Origin of the sequence: Enterobacter cloacae complex sp. R_G8, assembly GCF_024599795.1 — a bacterium.
Classification (GTDB): Bacteria; Pseudomonadota; Gammaproteobacteria; order Enterobacterales; family Enterobacteriaceae; genus Enterobacter; species Enterobacter dissolvens.
In genome coordinates this window covers 3,896,219-3,920,474 of sequence record NZ_CP102246.1, presented here as the reverse complement: position 1 = coordinate 3,920,474, position 24,256 = coordinate 3,896,219, and the positions used below count along the sequence as shown (strand labels likewise).

23 protein-coding genes, 1 tRNA gene and 2 pseudogenes are annotated in these 24,256 nt (G+C 52.8%); 16 read left to right on the top strand and 10 right to left on the bottom strand.

The window, feature by feature from the left end:
- Nucleotides 1–43: 43 nt before the first annotated feature.
- The 3 genes from NQ842_RS18640 to folD form a co-directional block, all read right to left on the bottom strand.
- Complete coding sequence (locus NQ842_RS18640; protein WP_014830936.1) at nt 44–1,543, bottom strand: PTS transporter subunit EIIC; 1,500 nt, start codon at nt 1,541–1,543, stop codon at nt 44–46.
- A 234-nt stretch (nt 1,544–1,777) separates the two neighbouring features.
- Nucleotides 1,778–1,990, bottom strand: coding sequence for a ribosome-associated protein YbcJ (ybcJ, locus tag NQ842_RS18635; protein WP_014830937.1), 213 nt, complete (start codon nt 1,988–1,990; stop codon nt 1,778–1,780).
- 1 nt (nt 1,991) lies between these two features.
- Nucleotides 1,992–2,858 carry a bifunctional methylenetetrahydrofolate dehydrogenase/methenyltetrahydrofolate cyclohydrolase FolD gene (gene folD, locus NQ842_RS18630; RefSeq protein WP_013095929.1) on the bottom strand — a complete coding sequence of 289 codons (867 nt, stop codon included), beginning with the start codon at nt 2,856–2,858 and terminating at the stop codon, nt 1,992–1,994.
- 310 nt (nt 2,859–3,168) lie between these two features.
- Here folD and fimA point away from each other — a divergent pair, with 310 nt between their 5' ends.
- The 6 genes from fimA (at nt 3,169) to sfmF (ending at nt 9,204) form a co-directional block, all read left to right on the top strand.
- On the top strand, nt 3,169–3,732 hold the full coding sequence (gene fimA / locus NQ842_RS18625) for a type 1 fimbrial major subunit FimA (protein ID WP_014830938.1): 564 nt from the start codon (nt 3,169–3,171) through the stop codon (nt 3,730–3,732).
- 68 nt (nt 3,733–3,800) lie between these two features.
- Nucleotides 3,801–4,346 (top strand): type 1 fimbrial protein subunit FimI, encoded by a 546-nt coding sequence (gene fimI / locus NQ842_RS18620; RefSeq protein WP_063411904.1) that lies wholly within the window; start codon nt 3,801–3,803, stop codon nt 4,344–4,346.
- A 34-nt stretch (nt 4,347–4,380) separates the two neighbouring features.
- Nucleotides 4,381–5,073, top strand: coding sequence for a type 1 fimbria chaperone FimC (gene fimC, locus NQ842_RS18615; RefSeq protein ID WP_046888533.1), 693 nt, complete (start codon nt 4,381–4,383; stop codon nt 5,071–5,073).
- 14 nt (nt 5,074–5,087) lie between these two features.
- Entirely contained in the window at nt 5,088–7,652 is a 2,565-nt protein-coding gene (locus NQ842_RS18610) for a fimbrial biogenesis usher protein (RefSeq protein WP_046888534.1), read from the top strand.
- A gap of 13 nt (nt 7,653–7,665) precedes the next feature.
- Nucleotides 7,666–8,670, top strand: a complete 1,005-nt coding sequence (gene fimH / locus NQ842_RS18605) for a type 1 fimbria D-mannose specific adhesin FimH (protein ID WP_014830942.1) — start codon at nt 7,666–7,668, stop codon at nt 8,668–8,670.
- A 9-nt stretch (nt 8,671–8,679) separates the two neighbouring features.
- Nucleotides 8,680–9,204 carry a fimbria assembly protein gene (sfmF, locus tag NQ842_RS18600; protein ID WP_047360833.1) on the top strand — a complete coding sequence of 175 codons (525 nt, stop codon included), beginning with the start codon at nt 8,680–8,682 and terminating at the stop codon, nt 9,202–9,204.
- 51 nt (nt 9,205–9,255) lie between these two features.
- Here sfmF and fimZ read toward each other — a convergent pair whose 3' ends face one another.
- The 3 genes from fimZ to NQ842_RS18585 form a co-directional block, all read right to left on the bottom strand.
- Nucleotides 9,256–9,888, bottom strand: coding sequence for a fimbria biosynthesis transcriptional regulator FimZ (gene fimZ / locus NQ842_RS18595; RefSeq protein WP_014830944.1), 633 nt, complete (start codon nt 9,886–9,888; stop codon nt 9,256–9,258).
- A gap of 805 nt (nt 9,889–10,693) precedes the next feature.
- Nucleotides 10,694–11,416, bottom strand: a complete 723-nt coding sequence (locus NQ842_RS18590; protein WP_043951577.1) for a response regulator transcription factor — start codon at nt 11,414–11,416, stop codon at nt 10,694–10,696.
- A gap of 24 nt (nt 11,417–11,440) precedes the next feature.
- On the bottom strand, nt 11,441–12,139 hold the full coding sequence (locus NQ842_RS18585; protein ID WP_219280644.1) for an EAL domain-containing protein: 699 nt from the start codon (nt 12,137–12,139) through the stop codon (nt 11,441–11,443).
- A gap of 278 nt (nt 12,140–12,417) precedes the next feature.
- On the opposite strand from NQ842_RS18585, the gene NQ842_RS18580 reads away from it, so the two are divergent.
- Nucleotides 12,418–12,494 (top strand) — tRNA-Arg (locus NQ842_RS18580).
- A 15-nt stretch (nt 12,495–12,509) separates the two neighbouring features.
- On the opposite strand, the pseudogene NQ842_RS18575 reads toward NQ842_RS18580, so the two are convergent.
- Nucleotides 12,510–12,749: pseudogene (locus tag NQ842_RS18575) on the bottom strand (tyrosine-type recombinase/integrase); the annotation flags it as partial.
- Between the two features lie 166 nt (nt 12,750–12,915).
- Here NQ842_RS18575 and NQ842_RS18570 point away from each other — a divergent pair.
- From NQ842_RS18570 to NQ842_RS18565, 3 genes are all read left to right on the top strand, one after another.
- On the top strand, nt 12,916–13,320 hold the full coding sequence (locus tag NQ842_RS18570; protein ID WP_371335782.1) for a recombinase family protein: 405 nt from the start codon (nt 12,916–12,918) through the stop codon (nt 13,318–13,320).
- Nucleotides 13,317–13,484 carry a helix-turn-helix domain-containing protein gene (locus NQ842_RS23440; RefSeq protein WP_306789730.1) on the top strand — a complete coding sequence of 56 codons (168 nt, stop codon included), beginning with the start codon at nt 13,317–13,319 and terminating at the stop codon, nt 13,482–13,484. The genes NQ842_RS18570 and NQ842_RS23440 overlap by 4 nt, the downstream gene beginning before the upstream one ends.
- A gap of 197 nt (nt 13,485–13,681) precedes the next feature.
- Nucleotides 13,682–14,305 (top strand): DUF4225 domain-containing protein, encoded by a 624-nt coding sequence (locus NQ842_RS18565; protein WP_257256190.1) that lies wholly within the window; start codon nt 13,682–13,684, stop codon nt 14,303–14,305.
- Between the two features lie 405 nt (nt 14,306–14,710).
- Here NQ842_RS18565 and NQ842_RS23435 read toward each other — a convergent pair whose 3' ends face one another.
- From NQ842_RS23435 to NQ842_RS18550, 3 genes and pseudogenes are all read right to left on the bottom strand, one after another.
- On the bottom strand, nt 14,711–15,112 hold the full coding sequence (locus NQ842_RS23435; protein ID WP_373371730.1) for a hypothetical protein: 402 nt from the start codon (nt 15,110–15,112) through the stop codon (nt 14,711–14,713).
- Nucleotides 15,113–15,128: 16 nt separating this feature from the next.
- On the bottom strand, nt 15,129–15,470 hold the full coding sequence (locus NQ842_RS18555) for a DUF3024 domain-containing protein (protein WP_257256189.1): 342 nt from the start codon (nt 15,468–15,470) through the stop codon (nt 15,129–15,131).
- A gap of 71 nt (nt 15,471–15,541) precedes the next feature.
- Nucleotides 15,542–15,676: pseudogene (locus NQ842_RS18550) on the bottom strand (helix-turn-helix transcriptional regulator); the annotation flags it as partial.
- A 788-nt stretch (nt 15,677–16,464) separates the two neighbouring features.
- On the opposite strand from NQ842_RS18550, the gene NQ842_RS18545 reads away from it, so the two are divergent.
- From NQ842_RS18545 to NQ842_RS18520, 6 genes are all read left to right on the top strand, one after another.
- Nucleotides 16,465–17,295, top strand: coding sequence for a CPBP family intramembrane glutamic endopeptidase (locus NQ842_RS18545; protein WP_046888539.1), 831 nt, complete (start codon nt 16,465–16,467; stop codon nt 17,293–17,295).
- A 358-nt stretch (nt 17,296–17,653) separates the two neighbouring features.
- Nucleotides 17,654–18,670, top strand: a complete 1,017-nt coding sequence (locus NQ842_RS18540) for an iron ABC transporter substrate-binding protein (RefSeq protein WP_257256188.1) — start codon at nt 17,654–17,656, stop codon at nt 18,668–18,670.
- Between the two features lie 24 nt (nt 18,671–18,694).
- Entirely contained in the window at nt 18,695–20,269 is a 1,575-nt protein-coding gene (locus NQ842_RS18535; protein WP_257256187.1) for an iron ABC transporter permease, read from the top strand.
- 1 nt (nt 20,270) lies between these two features.
- Nucleotides 20,271–21,302 carry an ABC transporter ATP-binding protein gene (locus NQ842_RS18530; protein ID WP_047360840.1) on the top strand — a complete coding sequence of 344 codons (1,032 nt, stop codon included), beginning with the start codon at nt 20,271–20,273 and terminating at the stop codon, nt 21,300–21,302.
- 150 nt (nt 21,303–21,452) lie between these two features.
- On the top strand, nt 21,453–21,728 hold the full coding sequence (yahO, locus tag NQ842_RS18525; protein WP_014830954.1) for a DUF1471 family periplasmic protein YahO: 276 nt from the start codon (nt 21,453–21,455) through the stop codon (nt 21,726–21,728).
- Between the two features lie 224 nt (nt 21,729–21,952).
- Nucleotides 21,953–24,136, top strand: coding sequence for a TonB-dependent siderophore receptor (locus NQ842_RS18520; protein WP_257256186.1), 2,184 nt, complete (start codon nt 21,953–21,955; stop codon nt 24,134–24,136).
- The last annotated feature ends 120 nt before the right edge of the window (nt 24,137–24,256 follow it).

Here is a 24,256-nt window from a genome sequence, read left to right as displayed (position 1 = left end):
CACGTCTCCCAGACTACAGGAGACGTGTCGTTCCGGCATCTTATTATTTGCCAATCATGGTGGACATGGTCTGGGCGATAAACTGTGCTCTGGCACCGAAAATCACCTGAATACCGTTATCACCCACGAAGACCACGCCGCGCGCGCCGAGCCCGTTCAGGCCATCTTTATCCACCGCATCGCTTTTTGCCACTTCCAGGCGCAGACGGGTGATACAGGAGCCAACGGAGTCGATGTTGTGCGCACCGCCCAGCAGGGTAATGATTTCGGTGGCGAGTTCAGAATCGGATTTATCATCCGCGCTGGCGGTTACTTCGGTACGGCCCGGCGTTTTCACGTCAAAGCGACGGATCACGAAACGGAAGGTGAAGTAATAAATCAGGCCCATCGGAATACCAATGATAATGGCATTGAGGAAGTTGGTCTGATAGCCGTTAAATGACGGCAGGATCCCGAACGACAGATAATCGATAAAGCCTGCTGAGAACGACTTGGCGATATGGGCGTGCAGCAGATACATGGTCATGTACGCCAGACCCGCCATAATGGCGTTGAAGACGTAGAGGATCGGCGCAACGAAGATGAACGTGAATTCCACCGGTTCGGTGATCCCCGTCAGGAAGCAGGTGAGTGCTGCAGAGAACAGAATACCGGCCGCGATTTTCTTATTTTTGGTGTGTGCTTCATGATACATCGCCAGACACGCCGCAGGCAGTGCGAACAGCATCAGCGGGAATTCCCCTTGCATGAACTTACCGGCGTTCTGGTAAGTGTCGCTGCTGAAGGATTTCACCCCTTCTTCCAGCATCTTGAACCAGATGGTCTGGTCGCCGTGGATCACCTGGCCTGCCTGGGTGGTGTAATCACCAAATGAGTACCAGAAAGAGGGATACCAGATGTGGTGCAGACCGAGCGGGATCAGCGCACGTTCGACCAGGCCGAAGATAAAGGTCGAGGCGGCCTGATTATCGCCGTTCACCACCACGGAGAGCGCGTCGATACCGGCCTGGATGTGTTGCCAGACGTAGGGCAGCAGCAGGCCGAGCAGGAACGAGAGAAACGCCGTGGCAATCGCCACAAAGCGTTTGCCGGAGAAGAAGCCGAGGAACTCCGGCAGTTGCATAGTGTGGAAACGGTTATAGCACCACGCCGCCAGAATACCGCAGATCAGCCCGCCGAAGACGCCCATCTGCAGCGTCGGGATGCCGACCACCATGGCGTATTTTCCGCCCTGAGAGGCCATTTCCGGCGTGATGCTCAGCACGGTACTGATGGTGATATTGGTGACAAACACCGAGACGGCGGCAGAGAGCGCGGCAATGCCGGATTCCGATGCCAGACCTACGGCGGAGCCAATGGCAAACAGCATCGGCAGGTTATCAAAGATAACCCCGCCCGCGTTCATCATCAGCGGCAGGTGAAACTTATCGCCAAAGGCCAACAGCAGGCCCGCAGCGGGAAGCAGTGAAATTGGCAGCATTAAGGCGCGACCAATCATCGATAACTTAGACAGCGATTTAACAAACCCTGATATCAGACTCATGCTGATTTCCCCCGAGAAGCGCTTTTTTTGGCGCTGTTATTGTAAGTAGAACGTTTTAGTAGAACGTTCTACTTATCGTGGGCAAAGCGTGAAAAACGCGCAACTCAATTTTCACTTTTCAGCAGATGAAATAGTGATTATTTGAAGTTGATCGATAATTAACCGTGATAGGTGTGCGGGGATTGTCATCCCCTCTCCCTGTGGGAGAGGGTTAGGGTGAGGGCATCAAACGACTCAGGCCGTAACCGTCACGCTCTGGCCGTCAAAGCTGACAGTCTGACCGGCAACAATCTTGCAGCGCTTACGGGTTTCTACCACGCCGTCGACGAAAACCTGCCCGTCGGCAATCACGATCTTGGCCTGCGCGCCGCTTTCGCTCCAGCCTTCCAGCTTCAGCAGATCGCACAGTTCAACGTGTGGGTGTTTACCTAATGAAAATGTCGCCATGTTACGCGTCCTCTACGTCGTGATACTCCTCGCATGCCTGCAAGGTATTCTGAATCAGGGTGGCAACGGTCATCGGGCCTACGCCGCCCGGCACCGGGGTGATGTAAGAGGCACGCGCCGCGGCGTCTTCGTAAACCACGTCGCCGACCACTTTGCCGTTTTCCAGACGGTTAATCCCGACGTCCACGACAATTGCCCCTTCCTTAATCCATTCCCCTGGAATGAAGCCTGGCTTACCGACCGCGACGATCAGCAGATCGGCGTTCTCAACGTGATGACGCAGGTTCTTGGTGAAGCGGTGGGTCACGGTGGTGGTGCAGCCGGCCAGCAGCAGCTCCATGCTCATCGGACGGCCCACGATGTTGGAGGCGCCAATCACTACGGCATTCAGACCGTAGGTGTCGATGTTATAACGCTCCAGCAGCGTCACGATACCGCGCGGGGTGCAGGGACGCAGGCGCGGCGCGCGCTGGCACAGACGGCCAACGTTGTACGGGTGGAAACCGTCCACGTCTTTATCCGGCGCGATACGCTCCAGCACCTTCACGTTGTCGATGCCTGCCGGCAGCGGCAGCTGGACCAGAATACCGTCGATCTCTTTATCGGCATTCAGGGTGTCAATAAGTTCCAGCAGTTCTGCTTCGGTGGTGGTTTCTGGCAAATCGTAAGAGCGGGAGACGAACCCCACCTCTTCACACGCTTTGCGCTTGCTGCCGACATAAATCTGCGATGCCGGGTTGCTACCAACCAGCACAACGGCGAGCCCTGGTGCGCGAAATCCAGCCGCTTTACGCGCCTTCACTTTTTCCGCGACCTCAGAGCGCACCTGCTGCGCAATCGTTTTACCGTCAATAATCTTTGCTGCCATCAGAGAGAAGATTCCGTCTGTAACGTTTGAAAGGGGGGATGGCCTGTATTTTGTCAGAAGCGAGCGCCGCTGTCAGTCACCCTTTGCGAGTTTTCCTCCGGCGGGCGTAAAGACCCTTCCCGGATGATGGTCAATTTCTTAGGCGGGATTAGGATGTGACCTGGTAAAATGGCAGCGTTTTGACATATTTAAAAATAGTTTCCTGAGCTACTTTGTCTCCTCCGAAATAAGCTTTCAATTTTTCAATTGAACGTATTTCTTATTCCCGATAATTCGCGGGAAGGGTTATTTACATTTTAAAGGAATAGACATGAAACTCAGCAACATTGCTTCTACTGTTATTGCTTCACTGGCCCTGGTCGCGGGTGCCGCTCACGCTGCGGATCCGGTTACGCCAGTTTCTGTAAATGGCGGTACCGTGCATTTTAAAGGTGAACTGGTTAATGCTGCATGTTCAGTAAATACCGATTCTTCCGAGCAGACTGTTAATCTCGGTCAATACCGTACCGCGAAATTCACCAAAGTGGGTGACACGACGTCTAATATTCCATTCACCATCGAACTGAACGATTGCGATCCGCTGGTGGCGAAAACGGCTGCTGTAGCGTTTACCGGTCAGATCGACGCGACCGACAAAACCCTGCTGGCAGTCACCTCCGGTAGCAACGACAACACCGCGAAAGGTGTTGGTATCGAGATCCTCGACAGCAAATCCAGCGTTCTGACCCCAGACGGTGCCACCTTCTCTGCAGCGCAGAACCTGATCCAGGGTACCAACACCCTGAACTTCAGCGCGCGTTATAAAGCAACGGCGGCGACCACTGAACCAGGCCAGGCGAACGCTGACGCCACTTTCGTTATGAAATACGAATAATTCCTCCGTACAGGGATGTTTTGGCCTCACGGATGAGGCCCGTTATACGCTCAGGCCAGGAACGAAGGATGACAAGGACAGGAACACTACTGCTGTTAACCCTTGCGATGGCTTCTCAGGCACTCGCCCATACGGTGGTGATTGACGGCGGCAAAGTACACCTCAGAGGTGAACTGGTGAACGGCGGCTGCGCCGTGGCGCCGGACAGCCAGAATATGCGCATCGACATGGGGCAGTACCGAACCAACTCATTTTCCGGGGTGGGCAGTTTTTCCACGGTTAATGTGCCTTTCACCGTGCGGCTGCTGGATTGCAGCGTGGATGTCTCGCGCACCGTCGGGATCCAGTTTCAGGGCATCACGCCCGCAGAAGATCCACAGGTTTTTCTGGCGACATCGCGGCCAGGTGAAACACCCATCAGCAGCGGGGTGGGGCTGGCGCTCTTTGACGAACAACAGCGTCAGATTATCCCCAACGCCACGGCGGTCAGCTGGCTGCCGATTGAGACACGCGAGCTTGCGTTTCATTTTAGCGCCCGTTATCGCGCTATTTCCGAACACCTTGTACCAGGCAATATTCAGTCGGATGTCTGGTTTACGTTGATTTATCCATAACACCTGCGAACACATTATTAAAGGTACGGTTTTGATGAATACGCTAATTAAACCAGGACTGATTTTATCGTTTATTTTAATGATGGTTTCTGCATGCGCGAATGCGTCCGGTGGTATTGCACTCGGAGCCACGCGCGTTATTTATCCGGCAGATGCTAAACAAACTTCACTGGCGATCACCAACAGCAACAAACAAGAACGCTATTTAATAAACGCATGGATCGAAAATGCGAACGGGCAAAAGGAAAAGACCTTTGCCGTTACGCCTCCGCTGTTTGTCAGTGAACCGGACAGCGAAAACACCCTGCGCATTATTTATGCCGGCCCCGCGCTGCCCGCCGATCGTGAATCGCTCTTTTACATGAACGTGAAAGCGATCCCGTCAGTGAACAAAGCCAAAACCGAAAACAACAACGTGCTGCAACTGGCCATCCTGTCGCGTATCAAGCTGTTTGTGCGCCCGAACAATCTGGCGATGCAGCCGGAAGAGGCGCTCTCTCAGTTGCGCTTTGAGCGTGTTGGCACCCATCTGAAGATCAGCAACGCGTCACCGTATTACATCACGCTGGTCAATCTGAAGCTGGGCGGTCAGACGCTGGACAATATTATGATCGCGCCAAAGAACTCGGCGCAGCAGACGCTGCCGGCCGGTGCGGGCGGTACGCTCTCCTGGCAGAGCGTCAATGACTACGGTGCCATTACTCCGGCGCGTAGCGTCAACCTGTGAGCAGAGTCAGGGCGATGAATAATCATCAATGGCGTTACTGCCCGGTTGCACTGGCGCTGATGGCAACGCTCTGGCCGCAGGCGGGCTGGAGCGAAAGCTACTTTAATCCGGCCTTTTTGTCCGACGATACCGCCAGCGTGGCGGATTTATCGCGTTTTGAACAAGGTCATCAGCAGGCACCCGGCGTGTATCGCGTGGATATCTGGCGTAACGATGAGTTTATCGCGACCCAGGACGTGCGCTTTGAGCAGGCCGACGATACGCCCCCGGTCGCGGGTGGGCTGGCGCCGTGCATCACACGTAAAATGCTGGAGCGGTTTGGCGTTAACATCGCCGCGTTTCCCGATCTCGTTAACGTGCAGGGCGATACCTGTGTCCCGCTGGCAAAAGCGATCCCCGGGAGCCTGGTCGCGTTTAACTTCGCCTCACAGCGTCTGAATATCAGCCTGCCGCAGGTGGCGATGCAGAACAGCGCCCGTGGCTATATCCCGCCTGAACAGTGGGATGAAGGGATCCCCGCCGCGCTGTTGAACTACAGCTTTACCGGCAACCGGGGAAGCGAGGACGACAGCTACTATCTGAACCTGCAGAGCGGGCTGAACTATGGCGCCTGGCGTTTACGCAATAACGGTGCCTGGCGTTATACGCAAAGTAATGGTCAGCGGCACAGTAACTGGCAGAACATCGGCACCTGGGCGCAGCGTACCGTCATTCCCCTCAAAAGCGAGCTGGTGCTGGGCGACAGCAATACCGGCAATGATGTCTTCGACAGCGTCGGTTTCCGCGGCGGACGGCTGTTCTCGTCCGACAGCATGTACCCGGACAGCCTGCAGGGCTACGCGCCAACCGTGCGCGGTATCGCCCGGACGCCAGCCAAAGTGGTCGTTCGCCAGAACGGCTACGTTATCTATCAGAGCTACGTCCAGCCTGGTGCGTTTGCCATCACCGATCTGAACCCCACCTCCTCAAGCGGCGATCTGGAGGTGACGGTGGAAGAGAAAGACGGTAGCCAGCAACGCTATACCGTGCCGTACTCCACCGTGCCGCTGCTGCAGCGTGAAGGACGCTGGAAATATGACCTCGTGGCAGGGGATTACCGCAGCGGTAACAGCGATCAGGACACGCCGTTCTTTACCCAGGGCACGCTGATTACCGGTCTTGCCAATGGCTTCACCCTGTACGGCGGTACGCAGCTGGCGTCGCGCTATACCGCAGTGGCCATTGGTGCCGGGAAAAACCTCGGTGACTGGGGCGCGGTGTCCGTCGATGTCACCCATGCCCGCAGCCAGCTGGCGGACGACAGCCGCCATGAAGGCCAGTCCCTGCGTTTCCTGTATGCAAAATCACTTAACGGATTCGGCACCAACTTCCAGTTGCTGGGCTATCGCTACTCCACGAAAGGGTTTTACACCCTGGATGATGTGGCCTGGCGTTCGATGGAAGGCTATCAGTATGCCGACAGCCAGGATGATGACGGCGTGCCGGACGTGCAGAGCTATCACAACCTGACATGGAATAAAAAAGGGCGCTTCCAGCTCAATATCTCTCAGTCGCTGGGTGATTACGGCTCAGTCTATGTTTCCGGCAGCGAGCAGACCTACTGGGGTACCAGCCAGTCGAACCTCTGGTATCAGCTCGGCTATGCCGGGGGCGTAAAAGGGATCAACTACTCCCTGTCATGGTCGTGGAACAAGTCCGTCGGGATCGAGGGCACGGACCGGATCGCGTCGTTTAACGTCTCGGTGCCGTTCAGCCTCTTTACCCGTCAGGGGTATCGTCGGGACAGTGCCATCGACCGCGCCTACGCCACGGCGTCAGCCAGCCGCAACAGCGACGGTGATACCAGCTGGCAAACCGGGGTCAGCGGCACCCTGCTGGAAGATCGCAACCTGAACTACAGCGTTACGCAGGGGCACACCAGTACCAACGGCTCAAGCGGTAGCGCCAGCGCGAACTGGCAGGCGACCTACGGCACGCTGGGTGTGGGCTACAACTACGCGCGCGATCAGCACGATCTCAACTGGCAGCTCGCCGGTGGGGTGGTAGGCCATGCCGACGGTGTCACCTTCAGCCAGCCGCTGGGGGATACCAACGTCCTGATTAAAGCGCCGGGAGCATCGGGCGTCAGCGTGGAAAACCAGACCGGGGTGAAAACCGACTGGCGAGGCTACGCGGTGATGCCCTATGCCACCGTCTACCGCTATAACCGCGTGGCGCTGGATACCAACTCCATGAGTAACAACACCGACATCGAAAATAACGTCAGCAGCGTGGTGCCGACCAAAGGCGCGCTGGTGCGCGCCAGCTTCGATACCCGTATTGGCGTGCGTGCCCTGCTGACCGTGACGCGCGGCAACCAGCCAGTGCCGTTTGGTGCCGTGGTCCGTGAAACCCAGAGCGGGGTCACCAGCATGGTGGGCGATGACGGGCAGATTTACCTGAGCGGCCTGCCGCTGGAAGGGGAGTTGCTTATTCAGTGGGGCAATGGGATGCAGTCCCAGTGTCGTGCGCACTATCGTTTATCGCCTGAAAGCCAAAACCAGGCCATTACCATGGCGGGGGCAAGCTGTGACCGTTAACAGGAACCCAAAGATGCGCAGTTTACGCAATGTGTTTAGCTTAGCGCTGCTCTGCAGCACGATGCCCGCGTGGGCGACGGTCTGCCAGAACTCTACGGGCGTGGCAAAGGATATCTCGTACGATCTTTCAAACGTCTTTAACAGTTCCAATAACAAACCGGGGCAGATTGTGACCCTTGCGCAAAAATCCGGGCTGGTGGGCGTTAATGCTATTTGCCCCAGAGGTACAACCGGGAAGTCCACGATGCGTAGTTACGTCACCAGCCTGCCGATAACGACGGTGATTGATAGCTATAAGTATGTGAAGCTGAATGACTACCTTGATGGTGCAATGCAGATCCACGATGACTACGCGGGCACCTTCTACCCGCCGGCAAACTACATCCAGATGGGGCAGCACCCTAACGTTCCGAACAACAAGGCGTTTCCTGTCACCGATTCGAAGCTGGTCTTTCGTCTGAGAGTCACGCGGCGGTTTATCAACATGGTGGTGATCCCTCAGCAAACCATGTTCACCGTCTATGTGACCACCACGTCATCCGACCCGTTGAATACCCCGGTGTATACCATTAGCTACAGCGGCACCATTCAGGTACCTCAAAGCTGTGCGATTAATGCCGGGCAGGTGGTGGAATTTGATTTTGGTGATATTGGCGCGTCGTTGTTCAGCCAGGCGGGGGCCGGCAATCGTCCTCAGAATGTCTCACCCCAAAGCAAAACCATTGCCATTAAGTGCACCAATGTGGAGGCCAATGCGTATCTGACGATGCGCATCGAGGCGGAAAAAATTTCGGGTAATGCGCTGGTTTCCGATAACCCGGATTTAGGGTTTGTCGTGGCGAACGATAGCGGTACGCCTCTGACGCCTAACAACCTGAACAGTAAAATTCCGTTCCGACTGGATGACAGTGCTCAGGCGCAGGTCGGGATCCGGGTCTGGCCGGTAAGCATTACGGGGAATAAACCAGCAGAAGGCCGGTTCACCTCTCGCGGCTATCTGCGCGTGGATTACGATTAAGGGGGAGAGATGCGGAACTGGAAATGGCCTTTCGCTGCGCTGGCCCTGACGATGTGTCAGGCAAATGCGTGGTCAGCCACAGCGCTGGGCGAGATCAATATTCAGATGTACGGCAATATCGTTGATTTTACCTGCGTGGCAGAGGGTAACGACAGCGATAAGACTGTTACGCTGGGCACCTGGCCGACAAAACAGCTCCGCACCACGGGGAGTCGTACGCAGCCCATGCCTTTTACGCTAAAGCTAACCGGCTGTCCGCCAGGCGCGGCATCGATTACGTTTTCCGGGAAAACGGACGGGAGTGACAGCGGATTGCTGGCGCTGAACGATGCCAGCACGGCGAATAACGTCGCGGTGGAGATCAGGGATGCGGATAAAACGCGTCTGGCGTTGCAGCAGGCCAGCCAGCCGGTGACGGTGGATGCGCAGGGAAATGCCGTGCTGTCATTCTATGCTAATTATATTGCCACTGCGGATAACCCCCAGCCCGGACGCGCCGATGCGGATGCTACCTTTATGATTAATTATAATTAGCGCTGACCGCACTCCCTGCAGCTCAGATAAACTGCAGGGAGTGAATTCAGGTTATAGCAGCTCGTGTGCCTTGGCGTAATCGATTAATTCCACAATGCTTTGCACGCCGAGCTTGGAATAAATATTGGATTTGTGCGCGCTAATGGTTTTGTTACTTAATAGTAGTTGTTCAGCAATTTCCTTATTCGATAATCCATTCGCCAGATAGCGCAATACCGTGACCTCGCGATTCGATAATGGCATATCTGCCGCCATCCCTTTCCCTGAACCCAGATGATTAATAAAGTTCAGCGTTTCTGACGGGAAAAAAGAATAGCCCATCAGGATCATTTCCACAGCGTTGTAGATCTCACCCAAATCTTTTCGTTTACTGACAAACCCATTTGCACCGGCACGAATGGCGCGCCCCGCGTAAAAGGATTCCGATTTGGAAGAGAGGAACAAGACCTTGATGTCTTTGTTTAAGTTTCTGATTCGTTTCAGTAAAGCGAAGCCATCGGTGCCCGTGAGTTCAATGTCCAGGATCACCAGATCGATGGCGTGATTGCGGATACAGTCAAGGACTTCGTGGCTGTCGCCAGACTTCAGTTTGACTGTGATATTTTTATTTTTCTGTAGCAGGACTTCTATCGACATTCTGACGATAGGGTGTTCGTCCATAATGATAACGGATGCCGGTTTCATTTTTTATGCCTCAGATTGTTAAAAGCGTTATGCTGAGTTTGGTTCAAACTCTCGAAATGCCGGAAGGATAAATTTGCAGATCCTTATAGGGTGGTATTTCCCTGGAAAGAGCGAAAGCATCCTTGTTAACGTAGCGGTAATGTCATTGCCTCAGCGCGGTCTTCTCATTTGGCTGGTATCGGCAAAAAGGTTTTTCTTATTCATATTTGGTACGCGTCTTATTATACCGTGTAAGTTTTTTCCGAAAAGCCTGCAGATTAATTCACAATTATTGGTTTGTATTATCTTCTGGATCTGAATGGCTATTTTTTTAATTTTAGCGGAAATATCCTGTTATTCCATTTACCGCATCTTTTCATCTTTATGTAATAACAAAAAATAACAGATACCACTATATGTTGCAAAATTGTTAATGAAATGGCGGGGCAGTAAAACGTCTCACCTGCTGCTGAAGTGGCGTGAATTTGCACAGATAGCGCGTCTCATCCTCATCCCGATGCCTCTCCCCGATATCAGAAAAATACTATGCCGGAAGAGCAAAATCTTCTGCGACCTTCACTTTGTGCGCCTGGCACATGCAGCCAAATTGCTTGTTTTTACATCATTATCATCCTGTTAACGGAACCATCAATCCCTTAACGCATGGATGAAAGTGCTGCACTTTACGTATTCTTTGATATTTCACGTGGTTCAGAGTCAAAAATTAGGAATAGTTGTAATTTCGACTTTATTGTTAACGGTTAACATAAAATTAACATTTTTGGTAAGTAATTTCCTAAAGGCCTTTAGGAAAGAAGGGGTTAGGTTAAGAGTAAAACGAGCAGTCGGAGAGATTATTGAGAAGATGCAGCAGTTCCTGGCGATGGCTCAGCCCGAGCTTTACCAGAATGCAGCTCAGGCGATAGATAATGCGGCTATAGGGGCGGTTCTGCAGCAGGGCGATCTGGCGTAGCGTCTTCCCCCGCGACAGCTCCTGTAAAATGGGCCACTCGCCACGCGAGAACCACTCTTTACTGGATCCCTGCGGGGGGCTGATATCCATCAGGCTGTGCTGGAGCGCCGCCGCCGTTGACTGGCGTTCGAGGACATGAAACGGACCTGCCGCTTTGCAGAACAGACGGGTGTCATAATTATCCGCCCTGACCAACAGATACGGCGTCAGATACGGCGGATACAGGCTGTGTCTTCGCAGCTGATCCAGCTTTTCCATAAGCGCCGTGGTACGGCTTTCAATATCCACCACCAGACGGGCAGCAGGCCACTGGTTCAGCGCCTGAAAGGCATCATCCAGCGTCGGATAATCGCTACAGCTGCTCAGGGGAAACTGACCGTTCAGAAAACCGGTGCGCAGGAAATGATCTTCCGTGACCAGAATAATAAAGGGCGCGTCTGTTTTGCGGTGCTGGTGGATGGACTGGCTCAAAAATTCGAGTCGGTCGAAAAAGGGGGGAGCAAAAGGCGAGTGCGTAAATCCCAGTGCATCACTTCCTGTACGCCGCCGCCGGTAACGGCGCACTGTCATTCGCATGGCTTCCCTCCTGGAAATGGCTTTTTATTCCTCCGGCCATTTCCAGGACGGCCAGTAGTACCCCTGGCCGAGTCCTGCTCCTGCCTGTTGTGCCCGGATACGATCCTTTTCAGTCTCAATACCTTCAATAAGCACCTTGTCGGCAAGCTGAAAGCAACGTGTTACCAGTTGCCCGAGCGCAGGGGGGGCGCGTAAACGCCAGAATGCTTCCTTATCGATTTTTATGCCGGTTAACGGCAACCGGCAGGACAGAAATGGTTGGACGCTTACTTCATCAATATCGTCCAGCCAGATACCGTGACCTTGCCTTCTGAGCTGTTGCAGTCGCTGGAGAACGTCCTGCCGCTTTGCGTCAGACAGCGCCAGAAAGCGTGCCGGGTCGACAATTTCAATATTCAGCGGTGCGGCATGCAACCGGATAAGCCGTTGAAAAGCGTCCGGCTGCGTGAATACGGTTATCGGCAAATTGACGTAAAGATTATGACAGTGCGGGGCCTTTTTTAGCGCGGCAAGTTGCGCTTCAAGCAGCGCAATTGACCACTCCGCAGACCGATCGGTGAAAAATGCCTCGCTTTGCTCTGTTGCTGACAGGACGCTCAACACTTCCACCCCAACCTGGCGCTGCGAGGAGAGGGCGACGATAGGCTCAAGTTTGATGCCCGCAATGTCCTGAGAGAGGTGCTGTAAGCCGGGGGACGTATCGATCAGGTTTTGCGCTGTCACTCCATTGTCCTGTTGTCTGTCAGCCTCCAGGCGGCCGGGATACCTCACACTAGTGTGACGAGCTGGCGCTCAGGAAAACAGCAGGCGTTACTTAAATGCAGCTAAGCCTTTTCGCAGTGCTAAAGTGTACGGAAGAAAAGCGGGGAATGTTGAAAAAACAGTCATATTTACAATCAACTAGCCCTATTCAGGGTCGAATACGGAAAAGGCATTGACTCACCTGCCATTGACCGTATAATTCTTCGCGTTTCACCACCGCGAAGTTCACTCTTCTCAGTGCGCCCTTAGCTCAGTTGGATAGAGCAACGGCCTTCTAAGCCGTAGGTCGTAGGTTCGAATCCTACAGGGCGTGCCATTTAAAAACAGGCGCTTACGCCAGTTTCAAACCAGTCTGATTTTCTCCTTGTGTCGTATTTGTGTCATGGTTGCCAAAAATGACATCTATTTTCCGTGCGTGCTCGCTTAAATGGTTCGGTGCCAGGTGAGCATATCGACGGACCATTTCGATAGACTCCCATCCACCAATTTCCTGCAGAACGGACAGCGGTACGCCGGACTGAATTAACCAGCTCGGCCAGGTATGCCGGGGGTCGTGAAAACGGAAGACCTCTACCGAACCCACCGACAACCAGCAATCGTCCTGCAGTAGCATCGGTAACTGATGTCTGGAACGTCGCCGTTGCTCTACTTCCTAAACCGACGTTTTATAGATTGCTCTTGAGTGGCCAGCCGATAACTTCACCTGATTTTTTCGTACAAAATGATGGCTAAAAAATATGCAATATGGGTATGCAAGGGTATCAACTTTTGACCAAAATCTTGAATTACAGTTAGAGGCGCTAAATTGGATAGAATTTGACCACATTTTTGACGATAAAATATTCGGTGCAAAGTCGAAACGGCCGGGGCTGGATAAGAAAATGAAGTTATTGCGGCCAGGTGACACTGTCATTGTCTGGAAGCAGGATCGGCTTGGACGCTCAACGCATACACCTCATCGATTTACTGCGCTATTTCGGGCTAATAATATTGAATTTGTCTCAATCATTGAAGGAATAAGGATCAGTACTTCAATCGGCCGATTCGCATACACAATGCTGAGTACTGCGGCTGAGATGGAAAGAGAAAATACAATTGAAAGAACGAGAGCAGTTTTAGCCATGGCAGGTCAAAGGGGATAATAGATGGGAGGCGTCCGAAGCTGACTCAGGAGCAATGGGCGCATGTAGGGCGATTAATAGCGAATGGCGTGGACAGGAAGCAAGTAGCGATAATTTATGATGTGGCTGTGTGTACTTTGCATAAAAAATTTCCCGCTCTGACTGTCGCAACTGCTGATACGTAAAGAGCTATTGATTGTCGTCTGAACGAATGTATTCTTATTGAAGAGTATTTGTGACATGGAGGTCGAATGTATAACCATAACCGTGACAAAAATCGGTTTGAGCATAAAGTGCGAGAGATTGAGCTTCTTACAGAGCAAATTTCCGCAAAACATTTATTTTATGGTACTTCTGGTCTTTTTTTTAGATTCAACAGCTCGTGGGTCATTTGAAAAGAGAGATCGAATCCCACTGCCTTACCTTTCTCGGAGGGACTCAAATCCTTGACGAACAGATACGACATCTCCGTGAACAGGATGATCTGCTTACCTTTAACCGAGCAAAAATGTTTATAGTTGTCGAGAAAAATCAGGCAACAACAACGACTATAGCTCTCAAGCAGATTGGCTTTGTTGCAGGCGGAGCACAAGTTTATGGTGGGGCTAGTTTATGCGTTGGATCGCTTGGGTTAGCTTGTGCTGCATACGGGGCTCCGATGATTGCTCATGGGTTAAATAATGTATACGAAAACGGGTACTATCTTCTTTTCCGTGAAGAACAATCAGGAACCGTGAGAGAAGCGTACAGATTTGCTGCAAAAAAGCTGGGTTATGGTAATAATCAAGCAGATTTAATTTACGGTGTAATTGATCTCTCTTTATCAGCATACGGTGCAGGTAGAAAAGTTCTGGCTCCCAGAGAAAAGTCATGGAGTTTGTTTCACAATATCCAATCTGATTATATCAGAGGCTGGCAAGAGGCATCTAAAACCGCAATTACACTTGATGCGACCAGTAGTAGCATTACAGGTTGGCAGATGTACCAGATAGCTAAAGAGAACTGATTATGTCACAAGATTTAGAATTTTCGCTTTATCCACCGATCTGGCCTGCAGTGGTCTATTTCATTGTGTCTATTGTAGTTTTTTTCTTGCTTTATTTGGGGAAGTTAAAAGTTAACAGGCTTCATAAATATCCATTGTTTATTGCTTATATGGTATTTGTAATCGCTATTGCATCCATTCAGATAAACATCTTTGCAAATGGATACGATTTTGTAAGAGGATTTTTGCATATTGATTTTGATCCCTATCGATATGACTCGGTATATTGGGGATCCTTGTTTTTCTCCATGCTTTACTTGCTGGCGACGCCCAGGAACAATTTTTAGCATTCCACGCGGTAGTTCAACGTGCCGGCTTTGGTGGCCGAGAAACCACTTATAAGCAGTAGTGGGCTGCCCAGTGTGGTTACGCTTGATACGCCATCTTGTACCCCTCGAAGGCATCCTTATGGCGAACGGTACCAGCCTGGCTCTCTGGTAAGTCAGCCAGAATTGAATCGTCGTTGCACATAGGGATTCCCTTGGCCTTAAGTTCCATTGCGCGCTCAAAAGCGCATCCTGTGCATTTGTGGCGTCCAGTATTGCCTTGGTTTTCTGGGAGAGAAGTAAAACGATGGTCTTTCTTACAGATATGGGTGATCCTAATACCTTCTAAAAAAGATGGCATCGAATGCTTTACAGTGGAAAACGCTTGAAGTAACAGGCTAAAAAGAAACTTCAATAAAATGATCAAATTACAGCTGATTTTTTTCACACCTGTAATTCCATCCAATAAGAAAGGCCACATCTCTGTGACTTCTTTCATCACGCAGATGCCTCTTTCGTCATCCGAAGAAGCAATAATCCGGGTCTGCACGCACAAGCCCAAGTGCATCCGTCAGCGAAAGCTCAGTACTGTATAGATGCCATTTCAAATCCTTGCGCATCCAGTAGAGTTTCCATCTGTCCTGTGAGCGGACGTATCTGATTCTGACGTTTGGAAGAATGTGCGTTTCACCTGGTTCACCTCGCCATACAGGTCGTAACTGACCAATATCTACAGTCTGGTCGCTGATGCTGTAGACGATATCCAGCTCAGAGCGGATGTGGACTGGTGGTCGAATGCTTTCAACAAATTGCTTCACTTCCTTTTTGATGGCGTTGAACTCAATGTCATTGAATGCCATGCATCCTCCTGTTCAATATTTACTGTTTGGTTGGCAGCCTGACGCTCATCAAGCCAGCGCTCAACCTCTTAAGCGTTCCAGGCACAGCGCCCATCCGTAATGTACCAACGCTTCGGAAATCCTCCATTCTTTTCCAGCCTGTAGATAGTGCTCAGTGACAAAGGCACTATAGTTAGAAGCTCTTTCTTCCCAACCGCTCGTTTCATTTTTTCCTCCTCCGTTGTACTTGATTCATTATTTGGAACAACTTTTTACCCCTATATGTTCCACTTTATGAAGGGGATCTTTTTTAAAAGCATACTATTTCGTCGCCTGGAACAACCAGAACAACTGGAACAACGTTTTCTGGGTATATATGCGTGTTTTTTCTTAACGAGCTGCATTGGCATAACTATGCCATCTCACAAAATGCTGTTAGCGTAATGTTGGAATTGATTACGGATTCCCGTGATGATTCTTGGCGCAGTATCCATGCAGACGAATAGGGGGCTTTATGGGGGATGTATGATTATTGAATGTGATAATACAATTCATTTTCAATGAGTTGATTTTTAATATTCAATCCTACAGGGTAATCCAGCCCACTCTTCCCCAGACCGACCAACCGCTACCGATCCTTCACTCTGTACCCGTTTTTAACCGTCTGATTTGCGTGGTTAATTCCAGATGTGTATCATTCTGAACCCGGCCCTGTAGCCTGTCGGTCAGAACGTTTGTTCCGCCATCGACCGGTCATTGGCGTAGTTACAGTCAGGGCCACCATACCGCCACTAGCTCATCGGGAAGAGCGACAACCAGGATGTTGTAGTACGGGGTTCGAGGCTCCGGTGGCGGACCAACGCTGACTTCGCTCAGAAGGTAGAGCAACTGACGTGTAATCCGTAGGTCACTCGTTCGATTCCGGTAGTCGGAACCCTATTTATGGCTTCCCTGCGGGATGCCTCCGGCACGACATTCGTTTCACTGTTGTACATGCCAATCATGAAGGACATTTATGTGGTATCTACTCGCAACTTCGCTTGCCGCACTTTCCCTGAATAAAAGCCTGGCTTACCTGATGCTGGGGTTAACGGCATTTCTCGGCTGGAAACAGAGCATTCTTGGCGCCCCGGCGCTGCTGGTGATTGCATTAATCGTTATTGGCTGGTCTGTTGTTGAATGGCTACGTAATAAAAATAATAAATATACTTATCTGGTCGAAGGCCTGTGCGTGGTCATCGCCGTTGCCCTGGTTTTGCATGCGATCCCAGGCTTCCATAACCCCAAAGTGCTGGACGCTGTCGTTGTTGGTCCGCAAAGCATACCGTTCAGTATGTACTTTAATATGGACAAGGCAGTGGTGCCGTTCTTTTTAATTACGTGCATGCCAACGTTATTTGTAGCAAAACCCATCTATAAAGCTGGCAAGGTCGGCTGGGGAATATTGGTATTGGCGATACCCGCGCTGTTACTTCTGGCAGTTGCGTTGGGCGGGCTGAGAATTGAGCCGCATGCGCCAGAATGGTTTGCTCAATTTGCCCTTGCGAATATTTTCTTCGTCTCTTTGGCCGAGGAAGCCTTGTTCAGAGGCTATCTGCAGCAGCGCTTGTCCCGGATTGTGCATCCTGTTGTCGCACTGTTGATTGCCTCACTCATTTTTGGGCTAATGCATTATAGCGGCGGTTTACTGCTGATTATTTTTGCCAGCCTCTCCGGTATTATTTACGGCCTGGCGTGGATGTGGAGCGGCAGGCTCTGGGTTGCAACGTTCTTCCATTTTGGGCTGAACTGCGTGCATTTATTGTTCTTCACCTATCCGATGTACGCCCCTCACGCGTCTGTGTGATGCTTTTTAAAATAGTAGCCTTATAAATTTGGCTGCCTCCGGATAAGCATAAAAAGCCCCGAAGCATCGGGGCTTTTTTTATATATGCCGGGGGCATGAATAACACATTTACCTTCGCGTCAGAATAAATAGAAGGCTAATGAATTTCATTGTTGGCAGGCTTAAGGTTTTCTTAATCTAAAAATTATCTCGCATTAAAATTTGGGTTTTTATCATTCTAAAATCTGCTAAAAACGAATTTTACACTTTTACGACTAAACTCGATTGATAGTAATTATCATTAGCGTTGTTGTATGCTTTAATCCTTTCCCACACAGCCCTTTGTTGTTTATCACGTTGGCCTATTAAGGATATGTTCATGAATTCTCGCCTGCTGTCATGCTTCTCGCTTGCCCTGTTGTCTTCATCGATTTTCCTTTCAAATCAATCGGTTGCCGCTGATAACAACGAAGGTATCGTTGTTTATAACGCGCAGCATGAAAATCTGGTGAAGTCGTGGGTAGACGGTTTTACCAAAGAAACGGGTATTAAGGTCACGTTGCGTAATGGCGATGACAGCGAGCTGGGCAACCAGCTGGTGCAGGAAGGCAGCGCATCGCCTGCGGATGTATTTTTAACTGAAAACTCGCCGTCAATGGTGCTGGTTGATAACGCCAAACTGTTTGCGCCATTAGATGCAGAGACATTAAAGCAGGTACCAGCGGAATATCGCCCGGCACACGGCCGCTGGATCGGGATTGCCGCTCGCAGCACGGTGTTTGTCTATAACCCGGAAAAACTGAGCGAGCAGCAACTGCCAAAATCGCTGATGGATCTTGCTAAACCCGAGTGGAAAGGCCGCTGGGCTGCTTCTCCGTCAGGTGCCGATTTCCAGGCGATCGTCAGCGCAATGCTGGCCCTGAAAGGCGAGCAGGCCACCCTTGAGTGGCTCAAAGCGATGAAAGCCAATTTCGTTGCCTATAAAGGCAACAGCACGGTGATGAAAGCCGTTAACGCCGGTCAGATTGATGGCGGGGTGATTTATCACTACTACCGTTTTGTCGATCAGTCCAAAACGGGTGAAAACAGCAAAAACACTAAGCTCTACTACTTTAAACACCAGGATCCGGGCGCCTTTGTTAGCCTCTCTGGCGGCGGCGTGCTGGCGTCCAGCAAACACAAAGCGCAGGCTCAGGCCTTCATCAAATACATCACCGGCAAAGAAGGTCAGGAGAGCCTGCGCACCAACAACGCCTTCGAATATGCGGTGGGCGTGAACGCGGCCTCTAACCCGAAACTGGTGCCGCTGAACGAGCTGGATGCACCGAAAGTAGAACCTTCCACGCTTAACAGTAAAAAAGTTATCGAGCTGATGACGCAAGCTGGCCTGCTGTGATCCTGAGAGTAAAGTGAACGTCCTATGTCTGGTCTGAGTCTCGACATCGGCAAAAACAGAGTGCGGGAGCCTGCCCGCAGGCGTCCTGCGCTGCCGATGGTTGCGTTAGCTGTCCTGTTTTCATTAATGGCGCTTCTGCCTTTGGGCTTTATCATTGCCATAGGCATTGAGACGGGCTGGGAAACCATTAAGGCGCTGGTGTTCCGCCCGCGTGTTGCTGAACTGCTCAGCAACACGCTGTGGCTGACGGCCTTAGCGGTGCCACTCTGTATCGTCACCGGCGTGGCGATAGCCTGGCTGACGGAACGTACTCAGCTCGCCGGGCGGGGGATGTGGTCTGCGCTGGCGGTGGCCCCGCTGGCTATTCCTGCGTTCGTACAAAGCTACGCCTGGGTGAGCGTGGTGTCTTCCATGCATGGGCTTTCTGCGGGCGTGTTTCTCTCCGTGTTAGCCTACTACCCGTTTATCTATATGCCCGTGGCGGCGGTGTTGCGCCGTCTTGATCCAACGCTTGAAGATGTTGCCGCTTCGCTCGGCACGCCGCCGTGGCGGGTCTTTTTTCGCGTGGTGTTACCGCAGCTTAAGCTCGCGATTTGCGGCGGTGCGCTGCTTGTGGCGCTGCATCTGCTGGCGGAATATGGCCTGTACGTGATGATCCGCTTTGATACCTTCACCACCGCCATTTACGACCAGTTCCAGTCGACATTCAGTGGCCCGGCGGCAAATATGCTGGCGGGTGTGCTGGCGCTATGCTGTCTGGCCATCTTGCTGCTGGAAGGGGTCACCCGCGGGAAAGCCCGCTATGCGCGCATCGGCGCAGGGGCGGCACGTGAACAGACGCGCTGGCCGCTGAAGCCTGTTGCAGCGGCGTTGGGCCAGCTGTTTTTCCTCGTGCTGATTGTGCTGGCGCTGGGCGTACCGCTCATTGTGCTGTGTCGCTGGATATGGCTTGGCGGCGTACAGAACTGGATGAGCGCCGATCTCTGGCACTCGCTGCGCCAGACGCTGATGCTCGGCGTGGGCGGCGCGCTGCTGACCACCGCCTGTGTCATTCCCATCGCCTGGCTCGGTATTCGTTACCCGCACCGCATTTTCCGGATGCTGGAAGGGTGTATTTACATCACCAGTTCGTTGCCGGGGATCGTCACCGCCCTCGCGCTGGTCACGGTCACCATTCACTATGCACGCCCGATTTATCAGACCGAAATTACGCTGTTCCTGGCTTATCTGCTGATGTTTATGCCCCGTGCGCTCATTAACCTGCGGGCCGGGATTGCGCAGGCGCCGGTGGAGCTCGAAAACGTGGCGCGCAGTCTGGGCAGCACGCCCGCGAAGGCATTGTGGAGCGTCACCATGCGGCTGGCCGCGCCCGGTGCGGCGGCAGGGGCGGCGCTGGTCTTTCTTGGCGTCAGTAACGAATTGACGGCGACGCTGCTGCTCTCCCCGCTGGGAACGCGCACGCTGTCCACCGGTTTCTGGGCGCTGACCAGCGAGATCGATTATGTTGCCGCTGCACCTTACGCCATGTTGATGATTTTGATTTCACTTCCGCTGACCGCCATTCTTTATATGCAGTCTAAAAAAATTGCAGGGCTATGAGATGCTTGAATTAACGTCCATTTCTAAATCGTTTTCCGATGCGCAGGTGCTCGACAGCTTAAACCTGAGCGTTGCGCCGGGAAGCCGGACGGCGATTGTCGGGCCGTCAGGGTCGGGTAAAACCACGCTGCTGCGTATCCTTGCCGGGTTCGAAACGCCGGATAGCGGACGGATCGTGATGCAGGGCCGAACCCTGTTCGATCAGAACAACTTTATTCCCGCGCATCTGCGTAAAATTGGCTTTGTTCCTCAGGAGGGGGCGCTCTTCCCGCATCTTAATGTGGCAGACAACATTGCCTGGGGATTAGACGGTACCCGCCACGAGAAGCGCCAGCGCGTGGAAGCACTGATGGAGATGGTCTCGCTTGACAGACAACTCGCCACGCACTGGCCGCATGAGATTTCCGGCGGCCAGCAGCAGCGCGTGGCGCTCGCCCGTGCGCTGGCGCAGCGTCCCTCTCTGATGCTGCTGGATGAACCCTTCTCGGCACTGGATACCGGCCTGCGCGCCATGACGCGTAAAGCGACGGCCGATCTGCTGGCGGAAGCGGGGGTGGCCTCGATCCTGGTCACCCACGATCAAAACGAAGCGTTGTCCTTTGCCACGCAGGTGGCGGTCATGCGATCCGGGCGTTTCACTCAGGTCGGTACCCCTTATCAGGTCTACTCTCAGCCTGTGGACGAAGAGACAGCGCTGTTTCTGGGAGATGCGGTGATCCTGCCGGCACAACTCGCCAGCGGTTATGCGCAGTGTGCGCTGGGCGAGGTGCCCACGGACAACGCCCAGGCGACGGGGCAGGGCAGAGTGATGTTGCGTCCCGAGCAACTGCGCGTGACGGCATGCGCGGCGCACGAAAGCCCGGTGTCGATTGTGGATGTGGATTTCACCGGCCAGTTGTCCACGCTCACGCTGGCGTTAGCCGGGCAAACGGAGCCGATTACCCTGAAAACCGTCAGCCAGCCTGGATGGAACCCGGGCGCGGCGGTGCGTATTGATATTGCTGGTACGGCGCGCGTTTTTGAATATTCTTAATGTTCGTTAGTAATTTAATACAACGGGTTGTTATAAAAGAATTTTCCTTATCGTGTGGCATTTCCTGAGATTCTCTACCATGCTCATAAAACCTCACCATTATGTGTGAGGTTTTTCGTAGTTGCTGATTAATCTCAAGGAAAAAAGGTTATGAAAAAGACGACTGCTATTTTGCTGGGAACAGCGTTTCTGTTTACCACCAATGCCTTTGCCGCTGAACTGCTGACGAAAAATGATTTCGAGAAAGTCGAATCGCAGTATGAAAAAATCGGTACAGTCAGCACTTCAAATGAAGTCTCCATTGATGATGCGAAGAAAGAATTAATTGAAAAAGCAGACAAAGAAGGTGCCGATGTCCTGGTGCTCACGTCTGGTAATACCAACAACAAAATTCACGGCACCGCCGATATTTACAAGAAAAAATAATGCCCTGCAACCACCCCGGATCCGGGGTGGTTGTGCGTTACGTTTTCCCGCTGTAACCCTTCTCCGTTCCCCCGGCTTCGTTTAACCCATTTTCTCAGGCAGATACGCGCGGTTACACTTGCTAACGTATATATAATGCGTATAGTTCTCATTTGCATTGCTTATAACATCCTTCTAAGGCCCGACGACGGGCCATTTTTGCGCGCACGTTTAATGAGTTAATTATGAACAACACCAAAATGCATAAAACATTGCTGGCGCTTGCCGTTAGCACAGTGACGCACGCTGCTTTGGCAGCAGACGCGAAACCAGAAGACACCATGGTGGTCCAGTCTGCAGCCGGAAGCGATTTCAAACCCGGCGGCGACCAGCTGGTGCCCGCTTTCCTGGACGGTCAGGTGGCAAACGGCGGCCGTATGGGGATGCTCGGTCAGCAGAACGCCATGGATGTGCCGTTTAATATCATCAGCTACACCTCGAAGCTGGTGGAAGATCAGCAGGCGAAAACCATTGCTGATGTGGTCGCCAACGATGCGGGCGTGCAGTACGTTCAGGGCTACGGTAATAGCGCCGAAACCTTCCGTATTCGCGGCCTGAAGTTTGACGGCGACGACATGACCTTTGGCGGGCTGTCCGGCGTATTGCCGCGTCAGGTGGTGGATGCCCAGATGGTCGACCGCATTGAGATTTTCAAAGGGGCAAACTCGCTGATGAACGGCGCGGCAAGCTCTGGCGTGGGCGGGATGATCAACCTCGAGCCAAAACATGCGGGCGATACGCCGCAGGCGAAAGTGGGCGTGGACTACACCTCCGATTCACAGATTGGTACCACCCTCGATGCGGGCCGTCGCTTTGGCGACAACGACCAGTTCGGCGCGCGCGTGAACCTGGTTCACCGGGAAGGGGAAACCGGTGTGCCGAACGACCGCCGTCGCACCACGCTGCTCTCCACCGGTCTGGATTATAAAGGCGACAACTTCCGTACTTCCCTGGATATGGGCTATCAGAAGAAGACCTTCCACGGCAGTCCGACCAGCGTCAATATTTCCGGCGTGGATTTTGTGCCGGAGCCACCGAAAAACGATCGTAACTTCTCGCAGAAATGGGCTTACAGCAACATTGAAAACGAGTTCGGGATGTGGCGCAGCGAGTACGACATCACTGACAACTGGACGGCCTATACCGGCCTTGGCGCGCAGCATGCGCACGAAGAAGGGATCTACAGCGCACCGAAGCTGGTGGACAAGAGCGGTAAGGCCGTGGTCAGCCGTCTCGATACCAACCGTATCAGCGATTCCGTCAGCGGCATGGCGGGGATCCGCGGTCACTTCAATACTGGCTTTGTCTCGCACAAGGTCAACGTGGGGTACTCCGCGATGACCAAAAACGAAAAAATCGCCTGGAAAATGTCGGCGACGGCGGATAACCCGACCACTAATATCTACCACAACACCGGCGTCCCGATGCCGGACAGCTCCAACTTCAACGGCTCTGGCGGCAAATACAGCGATCCGCTGACCAGCGGGCGCACCCGCACTCAGGGCTGGCTGCTGAGCGATACCCTGGGCATGCTGGATGACAAGCTGCTGTTTACCGCCGGCGCACGTCATCAGAAAGTGGTCATTCGCGGGTACAACAAAATTACCGGTGCGGAAAACGACGCGGACGGTTTTGACGGCAGCCGCTGGATGCCAACCTACGGTGTGGTCTATAAACCGTGGGAGGAAATTTCCCTTTACGCCAACCACACCGAGGCGCTACAGCCGGGTAAAACCGCACCTAACACGGCGACGAACTATGGCCAGAGCACCGGTATCGTTCACTCTAAGCAGAATGAAGTGGGTGTGAAGGCGGACTTTGGCCGCGTGGGCGGCTCCCTGGCGCTGTTTGAGATCAAAATGCCGTCGGCGATCCTCGACGACAGCGGTCACTACGGCCTGGACGCTGAACAGCGTAACCGTGGCGTGGAGCTGAACGTCTTCGGCGAGCCAATGCTTGGGATGCGTCTGAACGCCAGCGCCACCTGGCTGCAGGCCGAGTTGACCAAAACCAAAAACGGCGTGAATCAGGGCAACGATGCCATTGGTGTCCCGAACTTCTACGCCGTGCTGGGCGCAGAGTACGACATCAAACCGATTGAGGGCCTGACGGCTACCGCCCGCGTCAACCACTCCGGCACGCAGTACGCCGATCTCGCGAACAGCAAAAAGCTCGACAGCTATACCACGCTGGATCTGGGCATGCGCTATCGCTTCGCGGTGAACCACAATGAAAACCAGATGACGGTGCGCGCGGGCATCGACAACGTGACCAACGAAAACTACTGGTCCAGCGTTGACGATTCCGGCACCTACATCACGCAGGGCGAACCGCGTACCTTTAAGGTCTCGGTTGGCTACGAGTTCTAAGCGTTCCACCTCGTTATCCGGGGCAGGGATGCCCCCATCCTTCCGTATCGTGTTATAAAATTGTAATAAAAGCTTCTTACACTGGCCTCCAGACCTTTACCTCTTGGCCAATGACAGGAA

Coding starts and splice junctions, on each gene's coding strand:
- fimC (WP_046888533.1), top strand. CDS start 4,381: ATGAATACGCTAATTAAACCAGGACTGATTTTATCGTTTATTTTAATG.
- yahO (WP_014830954.1), top strand. CDS start 21,453: ATGAAAAAGACGACTGCTATTTTGCTGGGAACAGCGTTTCTGTTTACC.
- sfmF (WP_047360833.1), top strand. CDS start 8,680: ATGCGGAACTGGAAATGGCCTTTCGCTGCGCTGGCCCTGACGATGTGT.
- folD (WP_013095929.1), bottom strand. CDS start 2,858: ATGGCAGCAAAGATTATTGACGGTAAAACGATTGCGCAGCAGGTGCGC.
- NQ842_RS18540 (WP_257256188.1), top strand. CDS start 17,654: ATGAATTCTCGCCTGCTGTCATGCTTCTCGCTTGCCCTGTTGTCTTCA.
- NQ842_RS18530 (WP_047360840.1), top strand. CDS start 20,271: ATGCTTGAATTAACGTCCATTTCTAAATCGTTTTCCGATGCGCAGGTG.
- fimH (WP_014830942.1), top strand. CDS start 7,666: ATGCGCAGTTTACGCAATGTGTTTAGCTTAGCGCTGCTCTGCAGCACG.
- NQ842_RS18535 (WP_257256187.1), top strand. CDS start 18,695: ATGTCTGGTCTGAGTCTCGACATCGGCAAAAACAGAGTGCGGGAGCCT.
- fimA (WP_014830938.1), top strand. CDS start 3,169: ATGAAACTCAGCAACATTGCTTCTACTGTTATTGCTTCACTGGCCCTG.
- ybcJ (WP_014830937.1), bottom strand. CDS start 1,990: ATGGCGACATTTTCATTAGGTAAACACCCACACGTTGAACTGTGCGAT.
- NQ842_RS18520 (WP_257256186.1), top strand. CDS start 21,953: ATGAACAACACCAAAATGCATAAAACATTGCTGGCGCTTGCCGTTAGC.
- NQ842_RS18545 (WP_046888539.1), top strand. CDS start 16,465: ATGTGGTATCTACTCGCAACTTCGCTTGCCGCACTTTCCCTGAATAAA.
- NQ842_RS18570 (WP_371335782.1), top strand. CDS start 12,916: ATGCAATATGGGTATGCAAGGGTATCAACTTTTGACCAAAATCTTGAA.
- NQ842_RS18610 (WP_046888534.1), top strand. CDS start 5,088: ATGAATAATCATCAATGGCGTTACTGCCCGGTTGCACTGGCGCTGATG.
- NQ842_RS18555 (WP_257256189.1), bottom strand. CDS start 15,470: ATGGCATTCAATGACATTGAGTTCAACGCCATCAAAAAGGAAGTGAAG.
- fimZ (WP_014830944.1), bottom strand. CDS start 9,888: ATGAAACCGGCATCCGTTATCATTATGGACGAACACCCTATCGTCAGA.
- fimI (WP_063411904.1), top strand. CDS start 3,801: ATGACAAGGACAGGAACACTACTGCTGTTAACCCTTGCGATGGCTTCT.
- NQ842_RS18590 (WP_043951577.1), bottom strand. CDS start 11,416: ATGCGAATGACAGTGCGCCGTTACCGGCGGCGGCGTACAGGAAGTGAT.
- NQ842_RS18640 (WP_014830936.1), bottom strand. CDS start 1,543: ATGAGTCTGATATCAGGGTTTGTTAAATCGCTGTCTAAGTTATCGATG.